This is a genomic window from Exiguobacterium sp. KRL4 (assembly GCF_001870785.1).
Classification (GTDB): Bacteria; Bacillota; Bacilli; order Exiguobacteriales; family Exiguobacteriaceae; genus Exiguobacterium_A.
In genome coordinates this window covers 337345-353863 of sequence record NZ_MOLV01000004.1, presented here as the reverse complement: position 1 = coordinate 353863, position 16519 = coordinate 337345, and the positions used below count along the sequence as shown (strand labels likewise).

The 16519-nt window shown below is 43.4% G+C and carries 12 protein-coding genes and 1 tRNA gene; 4 read left to right on the top strand and 9 right to left on the bottom strand.

From position 1 onward, the window contains the following. Nucleotides 1–55: 55 nt before the first annotated feature. From BLD48_RS04130 to gltB, 3 genes are all read right to left on the bottom strand, one after another. Nucleotides 56–826 (bottom strand): hypothetical protein, encoded by a 771-nt coding sequence (locus tag BLD48_RS04130; RefSeq protein WP_236629936.1) that lies wholly within the window; start codon nt 824–826, stop codon nt 56–58. Between the two features lie 462 nt (nt 827–1288). Next, nucleotides 1289–2755, bottom strand: coding sequence for a glutamate synthase subunit beta (locus BLD48_RS04125; protein WP_071499053.1), 1467 nt, complete (start codon nt 2753–2755; stop codon nt 1289–1291). Then, complete coding sequence (gltB, locus tag BLD48_RS04120) at nt 2752–7230, bottom strand: glutamate synthase large subunit (RefSeq protein ID WP_071499052.1); 4479 nt, start codon at nt 7228–7230, stop codon at nt 2752–2754. The genes BLD48_RS04125 and gltB overlap by 4 nt, the downstream gene beginning before the upstream one ends. Nucleotides 7231–7526: 296 nt before the next feature. Here gltB and BLD48_RS04115 point away from each other — a divergent pair, with 296 nt between their 5' ends. After that, nucleotides 7527–8369 (top strand): transporter substrate-binding domain-containing protein, encoded by an 843-nt coding sequence (locus BLD48_RS04115; RefSeq protein WP_071499051.1) that lies wholly within the window; start codon nt 7527–7529, stop codon nt 8367–8369. Continuing rightward, a complete protein-coding gene (locus BLD48_RS04110; protein ID WP_071499050.1) occupies nt 8366–9052 on the top strand; it encodes an amino acid ABC transporter permease in 687 nt (228 codons plus the stop codon). The genes BLD48_RS04115 and BLD48_RS04110 overlap by 4 nt, the downstream gene beginning before the upstream one ends. A 64-nt stretch (nt 9053–9116) precedes the next feature. Here the strand turns inward: BLD48_RS04110 and BLD48_RS04105 are convergent, their stop codons facing one another. Beyond that, entirely contained in the window at nt 9117–10955 is a 1839-nt protein-coding gene (locus BLD48_RS04105) for a putative bifunctional diguanylate cyclase/phosphodiesterase (protein WP_071499049.1), read from the bottom strand. Nucleotides 10956–11104: 149 nt separating this feature from the next. On the opposite strand from BLD48_RS04105, the gene BLD48_RS04100 reads away from it, so the two are divergent. Further along, the gene (locus BLD48_RS04100) at nt 11105–11734 is read left to right on the top strand and encodes an FMN-dependent NADH-azoreductase (protein ID WP_071499048.1); all 630 of its coding nucleotides are present in this window, start codon (nt 11105–11107) and stop codon (nt 11732–11734) included. Here BLD48_RS04100 and BLD48_RS04095 read toward each other — a convergent pair. The 5 genes from BLD48_RS04095 to BLD48_RS04075 form a co-directional block, all read right to left on the bottom strand. Then, nucleotides 11731–12606, bottom strand: a complete 876-nt coding sequence (locus BLD48_RS04095; protein WP_071499047.1) for a helix-turn-helix domain-containing protein — start codon at nt 12604–12606, stop codon at nt 11731–11733. The two genes, BLD48_RS04100 and BLD48_RS04095, sit on opposite strands and share 4 nt — an antisense overlap. Nucleotides 12607–12634: 28 nt before the next feature. Beyond that, the gene (locus tag BLD48_RS04090; RefSeq protein ID WP_161487691.1) at nt 12635–13477 is read right to left on the bottom strand and encodes a helix-turn-helix domain-containing protein; all 843 of its coding nucleotides are present in this window, start codon (nt 13475–13477) and stop codon (nt 12635–12637) included. Between the two features lie 48 nt (nt 13478–13525). Continuing rightward, nucleotides 13526–14413 carry a helix-turn-helix domain-containing protein gene (locus BLD48_RS04085; protein ID WP_071499045.1) on the bottom strand — a complete coding sequence of 296 codons (888 nt, stop codon included), beginning with the start codon at nt 14411–14413 and terminating at the stop codon, nt 13526–13528. Between the two features lie 93 nt (nt 14414–14506). Then, nucleotides 14507–14577: transfer RNA gene (locus tag BLD48_RS04080), tRNA-Thr, on the bottom strand. 108 nt (nt 14578–14685) lie between these two features. Beyond that, the gene (locus BLD48_RS04075; protein ID WP_014970552.1) at nt 14686–14883 is read right to left on the bottom strand and encodes a hypothetical protein; all 198 of its coding nucleotides are present in this window, start codon (nt 14881–14883) and stop codon (nt 14686–14688) included. A gap of 150 nt (nt 14884–15033) precedes the next feature. Here BLD48_RS04075 and BLD48_RS04070 point away from each other — a divergent pair, with 150 nt between their 5' ends. After that, nucleotides 15034–16212, top strand: a complete 1179-nt coding sequence (locus BLD48_RS04070) for a MalY/PatB family protein (protein ID WP_071499044.1) — start codon at nt 15034–15036, stop codon at nt 16210–16212. Nucleotides 16213–16519: the final 307 nt, after the last annotated feature.

Sequence of the window (16519 nt, the reverse complement as noted above, 5' to 3'; positions counted from 1 at the left end):
TTCTTCTCTAAAGGATTTAACCGAAATGAAACCATGTTAAACGTCAAAGACTCGTTCACGAACATTTATAGGAACGAATCGCTCCGTGTAAATCACAGATGACCGTCATGAACTCCTGACCGTCCTTAAAACAAATTTGATGACTTCGTCCATTCTTCGAGGTGGAAATATCATCAATCCACAGACGATTCGCATCGGCAGAAGATAACATCGCCACTTTATCGCGGATGGAAAACAGATCGAACGGTAGCAAATTCAGCGACTGGATCAATAGACCATGCTTGCGGAATAATGGATCCAATTGATAATGCGATAAACTATATAAACTTTTTTCCGATCCACCAATCAACAATTGAATCGAATGACAGGGTTCACGGCTATCAATCCGTTCTTTTTGTAAGATGATCTTCCCGTGCACCCCTGATCCACCAAAAATCTCTTGCATTTTTGCTTGATCGATTCGGAGTGCGCCCGGTTTGACGTGGAGAACGAGGTGAGCAAACTCTGCGAAATCAGGTTTTCCGATTTCAAGCGGTGGGATATGCCGCACTTCTTCACGTTCAATCAGTTCGATCAATCCACGTTCAATCGTCGCACAGACCGCTTCATCTGTGTACAGACGAACATCGATGACATATTGATCAACGACCGTGTTCACTTCTAACGTGTACATGAGACTCTGATTTTTTTCCTGTTCCAACGTCAAACGATTAAAAATGAGTTGGTGTAACAGTTGAACGGGTGTATGCGATAAAAATTGACTGGTATAGACTAAGTTTTTTATCGTGTTGGTACTGCTTGTCTTAGGTCGTGTACCTTTGCTCATATATACGTTCACTTTATAATTCAGCATAATTCCACCTTCTCTTAACTTGGAATCGGATGAGACATTAGTTCCGTTTCTATAGCGTACATCGCAAAGAAGTTAAAAAATATTCGATAACGAATATTCTAAATCTGTTATACACAAGTTAACAAATTTATGCTATAAATCTGGAAATCAACGTCGAGAACATAGTTTTTAAAATACGATTTTCTAAACGTTGATCAACTGAACTTTAAATCAAATCCGTAAAATTTTTATGACTTAAAATCAATTTATTTGCTTATTAGCCATTATAAAAAAACATGATTATCATGTTTTTTCAACAATGACTTACGGTTGATTGTTTAGAGCAATTAACTTATATCGTTTGTACGATAGCTTCATCATCCTAGCCTATACCTCTTCTGGACACAAAAAAACGCCCGATTCCTCAACAAGAGGATTCGAACGTTTCCATCATATTTAACCTGTTTTTTTTAGTGTCAGCAGATGGTGCTCGACCACCTCAGCAACTTCCCGTCCTTCACGGATTGCCCAGACGATTAAGGATTGTCCACGTCGAGCATCTCCTGCTGCGAATACACCGGGACGGTTTGTTGCATAGGCTGCTGTCTTAATCTTTCCATTTTCACTATCAATCGCTAAGTGGCGCAGGACATCTTGTTCGACACCACTAAAGCCGATCGCAATCAACATCGTATCAACCGGGAAGTATTTTTCGGTACCTGAAACGGCTCGGAATTCGATCCGACCATCTGGGTGATGGATTTTTTCGTTATGAATCGTCCAGACACCCGTTAATTGCCCGGCATCACTCGTCGTATACCGATCAATCGCAATCAGATATTCGCGGGGATCACGACCGAACTGCACCAGTGCTTCCTCGTATCCATAATCGAGCGTATATAAGTTTGGTGTGTCGGGCCACATGTTTTCCGGTGAACGAACTTGACCCGGCATCTCGTGTTTCCCAAACTGGACGACTGACCGGCAACCTTGACGAAGCGCCGTTGCTACACAATCGGCTCCCGTATCTCCACCACCGATGACCAACACATCTTTTCCTTTTGTATCGTGAAGTGTCGTTAACGACTGTCCCGTCAACAGATGTCGCGTCACACTCGTCAAATAATCCATCGCATATCCGACACCACGACTCGGTACATCGTGTAATCTTCTCGGTTCGGTCGCTCCGACACAAAGAATGACTGCATCGTACTCTGCCTCTAATTGATCCAGTGACAGATCAAGACCAATCGTCACACCAGTCTGAAAGCTGATTCCTTCCGTCTCTAGTAAACGGACACGTCGGGCGACGATCTCTTTCGACAGCTTCATCGCCGGAATCCCGTACGTCAGCAATCCTCCAATCTGATCCTCCCGTTCGAAAACAGTGACCTGATGACCTGCCTGGTTCAATTGATCGGCTGCGGCTAAACCAGCTGGTCCAGAACCAACGATGGCAATCCGGTGCTGACTTCTGACCGCCGGGATACGTGGTTGGACCCATCCTTTCTCAAATCCGATATCGATGATTGTCCGTTCGATATGCTTAATCGTAACGGCCGGTTCATTGATCGATAACGTACAAGACCCTTCACACGGGGCAGGACAAACACGACCCGTGAACTCAGGAAAGTTATTGGTTTGTTGAAGCCGCTCCAGTGCCTCTCGGAAGTTTCCTTGTTCGACGAGGAGGTTCCATTCCGGAATCAGGTTGTAGACGGGGCAACCGATTTTCACTTGACCGTATGTTTCCCCGACATGGCAAAAAGGTGTCCCGCAATCCATACAACGACTTGCTTGTTCTGACGCTTCCGCTTCTGTGAAACGTTCTTTATATTCGTTAAAATCACCGATTCGTTCACTGCTATCCCGTTCCTGACCGGACTGGCGAGAAACTGACATGAATTGATCCCGTCTATTCATTTTTTACCTCCTGTTCCGCGTCCGATGTGCGTCTCAAACGCAAGTAACATCGCTTCTTCCGTATTGTGTCCTTGTTGTGCATACTCTGCCATCAATGATGTCACAGCTTGATAGGTCGTCGGAATGACACGGATGAACGAGCTGAGTACATGATCCCAGTTCGCAAGGACTGCATGACCTTGTTCACTGTCCGTTCGCGCTACATGTCGTTCGATGAATGTTTTCAACCGGGTCGCTTCTTCTGGATCCGTGACAGCTCCCATCGTCACAAGTTCCAGATTGACCCGCGACCGAAACCGTCCTGGGTCTTTCGGCAAAACGTAAGCAACACCACCCGACATGCCGGCCGCAAAGTTCAGCCCGACATCCCCTAGAATGACGACACTGCCACCCGTCATATATTCAAGACCATGATTTCCGATTCCTTCGACGACTGCTGTCGCCCCACTGTTTCGAACAGCAAACCGTTCACCAGCTTGACCGTTGATATAGAGTTCTCCGCTCGTCGCTCCATACAGGGCGACGTTTCCGATGATGACTTGCTCCGAAGAAACAAAACTGGACCGAGGTTGCGGACGGACGGAAATGATTCCTCCTGATAATCCTTTACCAACATAATCATTGGCGTCACCGATGACTTGTAGCGTCATCCCCCGCGGCAAGTAGGCACCTAAGCTTTGACCAGCGGATCCGGTTAGGTTCAGCGTCAAACGGTCAGCCGGAAGCCCCATCGCACCGTAGATTCTACTCAAGCGTGCTCCCGTATTCGTTCCGATGGCACGGTCCGTATTGGTGACATCAAACGCATACGTCTGCCGTTCCGTGAAGGAGTGATCCGTCACGAGTGGTTTCAACTCCCGTCCGTCAAACGATGCAGACAGATGATGCTGTTGATCCTGTCGTTTCGCCGCTTGATAGTCCGGCATGACGAACAGGCGGGACAAATCGAGACTCGCGGCTTTCCAGTGTGTCGTCAACCGATCGGACGTTTGCAACAAATCCGTCCGACCCACTAGCTCTGACAAACTCCGGACACCGAGTTGAGCCAAATATTCACGTACTTCTTCCGCTACGAATTCCATGAAGTGCACGACATGATCCGCCGTTCCCGTAAACTTCTCACGTAATTTTGGATCTTGCGTCGCGACACCAACAGGACACGTATCCAGATGGCAGGCCCGCATCATGATACAACCGACGGCGATCAACGGGGCTGTCGCAAATCCATACTCATTCGCCCCTAACATTGCTGCAATTACGACATCGCGTCCTGTTAACAGTTTGCCGTCTGTTTCTAAGACAACACGATCACGAAGTCCGTTCAATGCAAGGGTTTGATGCGTCTCGGCTAAGCCAAGTTCCCATGGCAAGCCGGTATGTTGAATGCTCGTTTTAGGTGACGCACCTGTTCCACCATCATGTCCACTGATGACGATGACATCGGCAAGCCCCTTCGCAACACCAGCTGCAATCGTTCCGACACCACCTTTGGCGACCAGTTTGACGCTGATCCGGGCTTGATCGTTCGCCCGTTTCAAGTCGTGAATCAACTGCGCTAAGTCCTCGATCGAATAAATGTCATGATGTGGAGGTGGGGAGATCAATCCGACGCCCGGTGTCGAGGCACGGACACGTGCAATCCAGGGATACACCTTTTCACCTGGCAATTGCCCCCCTTCGCCCGGTTTCGCGCCCTGAGCCACCTTGATTTGTAATTCATCGGCATGGACGAGGTAATGACTCGTCACTCCGAACCGGCCAGATGCAATCTGCTTGATACGGCTCATCCGGGAATCGCCATTCGCATCTTGTTCGTATCGTTCTTCTTCTTCCCCGCCTTCACCACTATTACTTTTCCCACCCAATCGGTTCATCGCAATCGCTAATGTCTCATGTGCCTCTTTCGATAACGATCCGTACGACATCGCTCCCGTCTTGAAGTGCTGGACGATGATACTCACGGGTTCGACTTCATCAATCGGAATCGGCGTCGTCTCTTTGAACGTCATCAAATGACGTAAAAATGTCGCCGGTTCCTCTTGAATCTGAGCAGAATAGCGTTTAAACAAATCATATCGTCCCGTTCGACAAGCATGCTGTAACAAATGAATCGTCGCCGGATTAAAGGCGTGATGTTCCCCGTCATGCCGATAACGGAACACGCTTCCCGATTCAAGATATGTCCGCTGAATGCCTTCTTCATTCTGACGGACCGCTTCTTGTTCAATCAAATCAAGCGATAAACCATCTAACTGGGAGACGGTTCCCGTGAAATATCGATTGATGACCTGTTCTGAAATTCCGATGGCTTCGAAGATTTGTGCCCCACGGTAACTGAAGACGGTCGAAATCCCCATCTTGGACATGACTTTGACGACCCCTTCCGTCACAGCCGCCTGGTACCGTACTTCATAATCCGTCATTGTCTCACCTAACGCATCCTGTAATGTCGCATACACCAAATATGGGTGGACAGCATCGGCGCCATAACCAATCAAGGCCGCAAAATGATGGACTTCCCGGATTTCGCCCCCTTCGATGATCAAACTGACTTTTGTTCGTAACCCTTGACGAATCAAATGATGATGAACCGCACTCGTCACAAGAAGAATCGGCATCGGGACTGCTCCCGGACGAACATTCCGATCGGAGAGGATCAATAATTCACACCCACTCTGAACAGCATGGACGGCCTGATCGAGTATGTTCTCGAGTGCCTCTTCAAGCTGACCATCAAATAAGGTCGAAAGTGTTTTTTGGACCAGTGTTGTTTGTTTTAATGCAGCCGCTTCGGTCGGTAGTAAAATCGGTGAAGCCAGACGGATTCGTCGGCAGTTTCGACGATTCGGTGTCAACAGTTCTCCTTGCTGACCAAGCCAGGTCATCGTCGATGTGACAATCTGTTCCCGCAAGGCGTCAATCGGTGGATTCGTTACTTGCGCAAATAACTGTTTAAAATAGCGGAACAACGATTGTGGCCGTTCACTCAAGACTGCTAACGGGATGTCCGTCCCCATCGCTCCGAGCGGGTCTTTTTTCTCAACCACAAGTGGAATCAAATACTGATCAATATCTTCACGGGTATAACCAAATAAGCGCTGTAAAGTGCCTACATCGTCGACCTCTTCTGAAGAGACGGTCGCCGATAACGAAATTCGCTCTTCTGCCAACCATTCCGCGTACGGATGGCGCATCGCGAGCTCCCGTTTGACTTCTTCATCTGAAATCAATTGTCCGGAAGCAAAATCAAGTAATAACAATTCTCCAGGAATGAGCCGTCGTTTAAATAAAATGTCACTTTCCGCGACCGGTAGCACACCGGACTCAGAAGATAACATGAAATGGCCATCACGCATCATCATGTAACGTGCCGGTCGCAATCCGTTTCGATCAAGCGTCGCTCCGATTTGCTTTCCGTTCGTAAAGACAATGGCTGACGGACCATCCCACGGTTCCATCATGCTACTGTGGTATTCATAATAGGCCCGTTTTGCCGGACGAACCTCTGCATGTTCAAACGGCTCCGGTACGAGCATCAACGCCGTCTCTGCTAACGTCAGACCAGACAAATATAAAAATTCAAAAGCATTGTCAAGCATCGATGAATCGCTACCTGACTCATCGAGAATCGGCAAGACGTCTTCCGCCCGGCGACCATATGTCGTTTTTGCCAAACTATTTTCACGGCTCCGCATGGCTCGGATATTCCCTTGTAACGTATTGATTTCCCCGTTGTGAATCAAATAACGATTCGGATGGGCACGTTTCCAGCTCGGAAACGTATTTGTGCTAAAGCGCGAGTGAACAATCGCAAAACCGGACTGATACCGTTCGTCTCGAAGATCATCAAAGTACAATCCGAGTTGATCGGTTGTTACCAACCCTTTATAGACAATCGTTTCGCTCGAGCTACTCAACACATATTGTTCGATTCCTAACTGATCTGCTTCTCGTTCAAACAAACGGCGAATCAAGAATAACGTCCGTTCAAAAGCCAATCCTTCGACCTTTTTGGCTTTGATAAAACATTGGCGAATGACCGGTTCCGTTTGACGGGCTTTTTCACCGATGACTGTACTCGAAACAGGGACTGTTCTCCATTCAATCAGTCGCTGCCCCTCGGATAAAATAATCGATTCCAGCGCACGCTCGAGTCGTTGACGCAATCGATCTTCTCGTGGAAGAAACATCATCATCACACCGTAATCCCCACTCTGGGGTAAGCTGACATTTCGTAATGTCTGTCGGAATAATCGATCCGGAAGCTGCGTCAGGATTCCTGCTCCGTCTCCTGTTTTGGCATCACTGCCTTGTCCACCCCGGTGTTCCATCTGACACAACATCTTCAGGGCATTTTGAACGATTTCATGACTCGCTTGTCCAGTCCGATGGGCGTAAACACCGATTCCACATGCATCGTGTTCCTGTTTCGGATCATAGAGTCCCTGACGTTCCGGCATTTGATGAAATGACATAGTACCACGCTCCTAACCGTTCATAATTTTCTGTATATTCAGTTAAAATATACTTTACACGTTTTTATGTTTATTCGCTACCATGTATATTTTTCAATCCATGAAATGGAAAGGTGTTGATGGACGGTCTATCAATCATGATAACGCTTACATATAGATGAATAATTTTTCTGAATTCTTTTTTTATAGAAACTTTTTTGAAACCGTATTTATTTTTGCGCGAACTGATTCTTCCATGGTATTTTTAAAGAGAAAGTAAATTACCCAGGTTTGTAGGAAAAGGAGAATGTAATACGATGAAAAACTCTGTAAAGTGGACGGGGCTCTTGATTGCAGGAACTACCCTGTTCCTTAGTGCGTGTGGTCAAGAAGAAAAACAAATGACCGCATACGATAAAATTCAGAAAGACGGGACGTTAACGGTCGCAACGGCTGGAACACTTTATCCAACCTCTTTTCATGAAGAAAAAAATAACAAACTGACAGGATTTGATGTCGAGGTTGTCAAGGAAGTCGCGAAACGTCTTGATTTAAAAGTGAAATTCAAGGAAATGTCATTTGATGGGATGTTAACGAGCATCAATACAGGGCAAGTCGACCTTGCAGCAAACGATATTACGATTACGGAAGAACGAAAAGGGAAGTTCGCCTTCTCTAAACCGTATAAATACACGTACGGAACGGCGATCGTTCGTAAAAGTGACTTGTCAGGTATTAAATCACTCGAAGATTTAAAAGGAAAAAAAGCGGCTGGAGAAGCGACGACTACGTATATGCAAGTCGCCAAACAATATGGGGCAAAAGAAGTCACGTATGATAATGCAACGAACGATCAATATTTACGGGACGTCTCGAACGGTCGGACGGACGTCATCTTAAACGATTATTATCTACAAAGCTTAGCCATCGACTTCTTTAAAGACTTTGATATTACGATCCACCCTGACATCGCCTATAATCCAAGTCAAGTTGGTCTCATCATGGATTTAGACAATAAAGAATTACAATCGAACATCAATGCACAGATTGATGAGATGAAAAAAGATGGGACACTGGCCAAACTGTCGAAAACGTTTTACGCCAATAAAGACGTCTCGAAAATGCCTGATATCAAGACGACACTCGTCGACGTGAAATGAGCGCCTTGTCCGATATTGATTGGCGATCCGTCTTCAACCCTGATCTTGCAATCGAGGCATTCCCATACATCTTGGGGGGATTAGGGCATACGCTCTGGATCTCACTTCTCAGCATGCTGATCGGACTCGGTCTCGGATTGTTGCTTGCGTTAGCGCGCCTCTCTCGATCTCGTCTCTTGCGCATAACGGCGACTCTCTACATTTCTTTCATGCGAGGCGTGCCGATTTTGGTCATACTCTTTATGCTTTATTTTAGTTTGCCCGTCATCAATATCCAGTTGGATGCAATCACTGCTGCGATTGCTGGATTTAGTTTGAACAGTGCCGCTTATATGGCCGAAATCATCCGCTCGTCCATCTTATCGATCGACCGGGGACAACAGGAAGCTGCTGAATCGTTAGGTCTGTCCCGCTACCGGATTTTTGCAGGCATCATCTTGCCTCAGGCAGTTCGTTTAGCGATTCCTCCGTTATCGAACGTCCTTCTTGATTTAGTCAAAGCCTCTTCGCTTGCTGCGATGATTACCGTTCCTGAGATTTTTCAGCGGGCTAAAATCGTTGGCGGTCGTGAGTTTGATTATATGACGGTTTATTTCGTGATTGCCTTTATCTATTGGGGAATTTGTGCCATCATCGCTACCGTTCAAGAAATGCTTGAACGTCATTTTGCACGTTATGTGTAATCAAAAAAAGCTCACTTGCCTTTCCGCGTCGCATGACGTGCAGAAAAGACCAGTGCGCTTTTTCTTATTGTGCTTCTTGATCCAAAAAGGGTTCGACATAAATCGCTTCCAATGGCTTGTGGAACAGATAGCCTTGTAACGTATGACATCCGAGTCGTCTTAATAACTCGGCTTCTTCAGTCACTTCTATTCCTTCTGCGACAATCGACATATCCAGTCTTTTTCCTAACTGAATGATCATCTCAACAATCGCCCGTTTCTCTTCTGAATCAATCGCCGCTTCGACGATTTCTTTTGGAATCTTTAGTTGATCAAACGGCAGTTCAACAAGTGTCTGCATCGAAGAAAACCCTGTTCCGAAATCATCAAGTGCAATCCGAATCCCATAGGAATGTAGTTCATTGAGCGTATCAATAATTTGCATCGTACCTTCAATAAAGATATGTTCCGTCATTTCGATTTCCAATAAGTAAGGTGGAAATCCCGTCACGTTCAATATATCGAGTGCGTTTTTCGTAAAATCCGGTTGCCGCAACTGCCATGGCGAGACATTCACGGCAATCGTAATCGGAGTCCTTCCTTGTTCAAGCCACATCTTCCCTTGTAGGCAAGCCTTTCGCATGACCCACCCACCAAGTGTCTCGATGAACCGCGTCCGTTCGGCTAAGGGAATGAACTCGAGGGGAGAAATAAGCCCATACGTCGGGTGATTCCAACGAACCAAGGCTTCTGCTCCCGTTATGCGATGACTTGTTGCATCGACTTGTGGTTGAAATAAAATAAAAAAATCACGATCGAGATCTGCATCATATAAATCCCGTGTCAGTTGCAAGGCTCGTTTCCGTTCATTTTGTGTTGCTTGATCGGTAATCGCAAATGTATTTTTCCGATTTGATTTTGCTGTGAACAAAGCGATTTCCGCATCATTGATGACATGATCAATCGATGCCCCATTTACGAAGGCAACACCGATGCTTGCCGTCATATTGATTTGCTTAAAATCAATCTGGATACGCTCCGAAATACTCGATAAAATCGCGTCACACAATATTTGTACCGGTTGATTCGGTCTGGCATGCAAAAGAAATGCACTTCCACTCGCTTTGGCGATGAGACAATCTGAAAAACGCGTCACCAATCTTCTCCCGATGATATGCAAGGCACGATCACCCGTTCGATAACCAAACGCATCATTGATCGTCTTAAAATCATCAAGATCAATCAAGCAGATAAAATCGCCGGTCGTTGCTTGTTTTTCCGTTTCAATGACAAAAAAAGATCGGTTCGCAAGTTCTGTAATCGGATCGATAAACGCCTGTTCCTTCAGGCGAGACAAATAATCGATATTCCGTTCTAAACGAGTGACATATTGGTTATGAATCAATAAACTAATCAACGTCGCAATCAGAACTAGACCCATTCGCGCGATATGATCTGATGCATTGTATACAGAGGATCCAGCCGGCGATTCAAACCAGACATACAATAAAGAAACGATGCTTATACCTGCTACATACAACAACATCGTCCGACTGATGACGACGAGGGAGGTCAATAAAAATAATAACGAGGCCGCCCACACCGTCTGTGCTCCACTATCGAGAAAGGGATAATTGATGAATGGAATCAACAAAAATACGCTGGACATGACATGGGGTTTCCACTTTTCAGTTAAATTACTTCTTCCAACCATCCATTGACAAAAACCTACGAGAACGATCAGACCTGCACGCCATACATCGATCCGTTCCAACCCTGATTCACCCATCGCACTAGAGAGAACGTATAAAATCGCCCCACAACCCGTCAATACAAAGATGATCATTCCGAATAAGCGGTAATTCGCCTTCACTTCACGGTGATAGTCAAGATTCGCTGATGAAGGTCGATATGACAGCTTCATAACATCCCCTCGTTTCGGTTTCTTGTCCTGTCTTTTTCCTTTTTAAACTGGAATTAAAACCTATATTCTCCATCATTTTGGTTTCTTGTGTAACGTCTAAGTCCACCTTGATTGGGGTAATTGACTAATATAGAAAGGAGCGATCCGTTATGAGTCGCCTATTATTCATCGAAGCTAATGATAGCACCCATCAATCAAAAGGTATCAGTTCACAGATGAACGAAACGTTCCTGTCCAGTTACCGGACACATCACTCGGAAGATGAGATTGTCGTCTTAAATCTATTCGAAGAACGCCTGCCTTTTTTTGACCTGAAACTCGCCACATCTGCGGCAAAACTGTTTCGGGGGGAATCTCTGGATGCTGAAGAAAGTGTCCCGGTTGAAAAGTTGCAAGATTACCTGACCGGTTTTCTCGACTCGGATAAAATCGTTTTTTCATTCCCGATGTGGAATTTGACCGTTCCTGCTCCGCTCCATAATTATATGGATTACTTGGCACAGGCCGGTCAGACGTTCCGTTATACATCTGAAGGTTCTGTTGGACTCGTAACGGGGAAACATGTCTTGTTGCTCCATTCACGTGGCGGTGATTACTCGACTCCTGACAAAGTCAGCTCGGATCATGCCGTCCGCTACATGATTGACATCCTTCGCTTTTTTGGAATCGACGATGTTGAATCGGTAATTCTTGAAGGTCATCAACAATATACGGACCGGGCCGATGAACTCATAAAAAATGCCCTCTCTGCTTGCGAGAAGGCCGGGCAACGATTTTAAAATTTATACAATAAAAATTCTTCATGACTGTCGATGACAAGCTGTTCGTAACTCGGCATTTCAAAAGCTTTAAACAGACTATAGGACAGTGTAAAATCTCTTTTGATATCTTGAAGAGCACCATTCGTTTTTTTCGTGAAGTAGCCACGTTGATAATAAAAATGTCCTAAAAACGAAGCATCATCTAAGGCTAAGCTTTCCTGAATCCCGACAGCCACTACTTGAAGACCTTTTTGGTAATTTTGTTGGAACGACAGTTGTTGAGCATGATTATAAATGATTTTGATTCTCATTTTTTTTAATTCAATCGTATCGTAGTTCAAGTTTAATATTTCTTCATACACGCTTTCCGAATGAATAAATTGTTTGTTTTCAAAATAAAAATTAGCCATTGCCATTTTTATGCGCAGATACATTTGCGGAGATTCAAACCACACTTCTTCCGTATCCGTTAAATGTCCCAATTGTGAGATACTGGTTCGAAAATCGACTTTTTTAGTCCGCTCCCCACTGATGATTTTAAAGTATTCTAATAAAAGAAGAATTTCCTTGTTTGTGGACTGGCTTTTTATTTCTTCGATTTGATCCATCAATTCTTCAAATTGATGATTTCTCAACAATCCTGTAAGAAGCCGGTCACATTCACGGAACTGCTCACTTTTATATTGATCGCGGAACAACATTGACATTGGTACTCTTAATCGCTTGGCAATTTGTTGCAACAAGTCAATTGTTGGCGAATTACGCCCATTCTCAATCTTACTGATTTCTGCTTGACTGCAAATTCCCTGACACAGATCTGCTTGCGTCATTCTTTTTCCTTTACGAATTCGTTTGATTTCATTTCCAATCGATACCGGTAGTGAATTCATTAACTGTCTCCCTTAACAAAAAGCCATATCAAAATTTAAACAATAAATAATCAGTTCTTCCTGTTTCTACGATTTCTACATAACGTTCAAGATTTAGTGCAGCAAATAAAGAATAAGATAATGAATAATCTTCTTTTACAGTTTCCATCTCATAATCTAACTTTTCTTTGAAATTAGCCCGTTGATAATAAAAATGGCCAGAAAAAGAAGAATTTTTACGTATGATACTCTCATCAATTCCTAGTTCAGTGACTTTTAGTCCTTCTTTATAATCGCCTTGAAAAAACAATTGTTGCGCATGATTATATAAAATTTTTAAGCGCAAATGTTTCAGTTCTTCGGTTTCAAAATCCATTTTCAATAATTCTTCATAGATTTTTCTCGAATGTACATATTGTTGATTCAAATAGTAATAATTAGCAATTGCTAATTTAATACGCAAATACATTATTGGAGACTCGTACCATACTTCTTCATTGTCAGCTACGAACGACAATTGTGAGATACAGGATCGATAATCTAGAGACTTTTTTCCTTCTAATGCAATCAACTCAAAATATCTTGCCAATAAATGAATTGAAGAATAGAGTGGCAAATCCACCGTTTTTTTGGCAAATACTATTACTTCATCAAATTGTTCATTACGAAAAAGTTTTGTGAATTTATGGTCATATTCCCGAAAGATCATCGATTGAGTATCTTCTTCGAATAATTGTAGAACAGAGACGTTTAATCGCCGGGCAATTTTTTGAATCATATCTATTGTCGCGGACACTTTACCTTGCTCAATTTTACTCAGCTCCGCTTGACTACAGATATCTTTGCATACTTCTTTTTGAGTGAGGTTTTTTTCAAGGCGAATTTGCCTCAAGTGGTATCCGATTGAAGTAGAAAGTGGAATCATTTTGAACAGTCCTTTTTATTCTGTTTTAGTAATACTCGAAAAAAGGAAATTTTTTTTGACATCTTTTACAATATCGGCATACCGAAACATTTGAAAAGCACTAAACAACTCATAAGCCATCATATAACTTTGACAAGTATTTGCTTCCAATCCATACAATTCCTCAAAAAATTCTCCCTTTTGATAATAAAGATGTGCCATGTACGAAAAATTATGGAGATGCACACTTAATTGAATTCCTTCTTGAGTGACAGTAAGTCCTTTATCAAATTTACCAACTTTAAAAAGTAACTTTGCATGATTGTAAATAATTTTTAGTTGTTGTGTTCTCATCTCTATATCATTTCTAAAATCTATATCTTCCAAATCAGCATATATTTTTTCCGCTTGTTTATAATCGAAATTTTCTGCATATAAAATCGCAAGTGCCATTTTTATTCGCAGATATAGTCCTGGACTTTCAAACTTGAGTTCACCTTTTTCAGTTAATCGAGATAATTTAACTGATGTTGTCCGATAATCAAATTTATCCATTCGATAATCACTAATGATACGATAATATTCGAGCAACAACATCGTTTCACTCGAAATACTATTAGATTTTTGAACTTCATATTTTTGAATTTGATCATAATGACCTTCTCTTGTTAGTTTTAGCAACATATGATCAAAACGATTAAACGTTTCGATTTCCGCTTTATTTTCCAATAAATTAGAAATAGGCACCTCTAACCGTTCAGCAATTTGCTGCAACAAATCAACGGTAGGCGAATTGTGTCCATTCTCAATTTTACTGATTTCGGCTTGGCTGCAAATATCTTGGCACAACTCAGATTGTGTCCAATTCCGTTCTTGCCGAATCCGCTTGATTTCATTGCCAATCGAAATATTTAATGAATTCATCGATTTCTCCTTCAAGGTCAGTTCCTGTTCCAAACTAAAACAGGTCTTCCGCGCAAGTAATTGACTTGTGACGGAAGACCTGTTTATTTTTGATGCTTCCGGCGAGAATCGAACTCGCACTGCAGCATTACCATTGCTGAGGTCTGCCATTAACCTACGGAAGCCTATTTTTTCTAATATTAGTATAACGTAAACCTGACATCATTTCAACATTTTTGAAAGAATAGAAAAAGCAGCTATTCTCATTTGATCGAGATAGCTACTTTCGTTCATTAAAGGACTGTTTTTGTTAATGAGTTATCAAAGACAATCAACACGGAATAATGTTCATCCGCTTTCGATGCAACGAATGTCGAGAATTTGAGTGTGATGATTGAATTTGAACCGACACCATTTTCTTCAAAGAAATGATTTAACCGTTCTTCGAGTTCTTCTGGTGATCGACCAACTAACACTTTAGAATGTAACATGAAATCCACCCCGTCCTTTTTTTTGTGTACGATATTGAGTTTTCCCAACGTCCCTCCGTTTAAAACCTTTATTTTTCGAACTTGCCGAAATGAAGCCCGTTCGGTACTGTGAAGACAGTAGCAATTCTATTTTGAAAGGAATGAAGACAGATGCAAGAATACTCCTTTGATGAAGTGTTGGAAAAAAGAAAAACCGGATCTGCGAAATGGGATGGGTTGGAACAATTATTTGGATCTGATCAATTGATTCCGATGTGGGTCGCCGACATGGACGTCCGCCCCGCAGACAGTATTACAAAAGCACTGACAAAACGGGCAGCAAGCGGTCATTTTGGCTACTCCCTATTCGAAGAGGATGCAAAACGTGCGATTTTGCATTGGTTTAAAAAACGATATGATCAACCGGTTGACGAGGAAACGATTCTTTATTCCAGTGGAGTCGTTCCTGCCCTGGCGCATAGCGTGTTAGCTTTAACAGAAAAAGAGGATGAAATCATCATCCAAACCCCTGTCTATCCTCCATTCCATCATGTCATCGCGTCAAATGAACGACAATTGATTGAAAATCCTCTTCTTCTCACGAAGGGACGTTATGAAATCGACTTCTCATTACTCGAGCAACAGATGAAGACGGCACGGATGATCATTTTATGTAATCCTCATAATCCGACAGGACGTGTCTTCAGTCAGTCTGAGATTCAGCGTCTAGTAAGCTTGGCTAAACAATACGACTTGTATATCGTATCGGATGAGATTCATGCCGATTTAATTTTTTCAGGTTCACGCCACTATCCGATCATTGGGTTTGATTACGATAAGGTAATTTTAGTAAGTGCCCCGTCTAAAACATTTAACATCCCGGGTCTATACGCCTCGTATCTCATTGTACCGGAAGCTGAAACCCGACTAAAAATCGAAGCGGTTCAGCAAGCACATTTTGTTCATCCGAATGCTTTGGCTTCAACTGCCATCATCGCCGCCTATACCGATTCTCACAGTGAACAGTGGCTAGGCAACTTACTGGATTATTTAGAAGCTAATCGAAATCATGCCGTGCAACGAATTCAGACAGAGATGCCTCGTTTGACGGTGGTGTCACCTGATGCGACGTTTTTACTCTGGATCGATTGCCAAGCACTCCCGTTTGACGATGCAAGACGCGCCACTTGGTTAGTCGAGGAGGCCGGTTTGGCATTGACACATGGTCGTCCCTTTGGCACAAATGCCCTTGCATTTGAACGATTGAACTTTGGTTGTCCAAGGAGTCAGCTGGATGAAGCCTTGGATCGTCTTCACTCAGCTTATCAAAAACTGAATTTCATGGATTGAGTTTTCTTTTTCCTAGTCACACCACACGAATTGATGGGGATTTATCCATTCGTGTGGTGTTTTTTAGATATCAAAATGTTTTAATTATATCTAGTTTAATCCGTATAAAAAAAGGCATTTTCTTTACGTTTCGACCACTTTTACATGACGGAATTCAGAAAAATAGAACTTTTAGAGGGACAAAATGTGTCCCAACCCCTTGATAGTTATGGCTTGAAGCCATTTCCAATGACATTGTGAAGGCTTGCGTTACTGTTTCATCCCCTGTAAGGTGGGGAACAAATCGATTGTGCTTATTTGACAAGAC

What these genes read in the sequence shown, in the direction of transcription:
- BLD48_RS04130 (WP_236629936.1), bottom strand. Translation starts at nt 826, where the DNA reads ATGAGCAAAGGTACACGACCTAAGACAAGCAGTACCAACACGATAAAA.
- BLD48_RS04125 (WP_071499053.1), bottom strand. Translation starts at nt 2,755, where the DNA reads ATGAATAGACGGGATCAATTCATGTCAGTTTCTCGCCAGTCCGGTCAG.
- gltB (WP_071499052.1), bottom strand. Translation starts at nt 7,230, where the DNA reads ATGTCATTTCATCAAATGCCGGAACGTCAGGGACTCTATGATCCGAAA.
- BLD48_RS04115 (WP_071499051.1), top strand. Translation starts at nt 7,527, where the DNA reads ATGAAAAACTCTGTAAAGTGGACGGGGCTCTTGATTGCAGGAACTACC.
- BLD48_RS04110 (WP_071499050.1), top strand. Translation starts at nt 8,366, where the DNA reads ATGAGCGCCTTGTCCGATATTGATTGGCGATCCGTCTTCAACCCTGAT.
- BLD48_RS04105 (WP_071499049.1), bottom strand. Translation starts at nt 10,955, where the DNA reads ATGAAGCTGTCATATCGACCTTCATCAGCGAATCTTGACTATCACCGT.
- BLD48_RS04100 (WP_071499048.1), top strand. Translation starts at nt 11,105, where the DNA reads ATGAGTCGCCTATTATTCATCGAAGCTAATGATAGCACCCATCAATCA.
- BLD48_RS04095 (WP_071499047.1), bottom strand. Translation starts at nt 12,606, where the DNA reads ATGAATTCACTACCGGTATCGATTGGAAATGAAATCAAACGAATTCGT.
- BLD48_RS04085 (WP_071499045.1), bottom strand. Translation starts at nt 14,413, where the DNA reads ATGAATTCATTAAATATTTCGATTGGCAATGAAATCAAGCGGATTCGG.
- BLD48_RS04075 (WP_014970552.1), bottom strand. Translation starts at nt 14,883, where the DNA reads ATGTTACATTCTAAAGTGTTAGTTGGTCGATCACCAGAAGAACTCGAA.
- BLD48_RS04070 (WP_071499044.1), top strand. Translation starts at nt 15,034, where the DNA reads ATGCAAGAATACTCCTTTGATGAAGTGTTGGAAAAAAGAAAAACCGGA.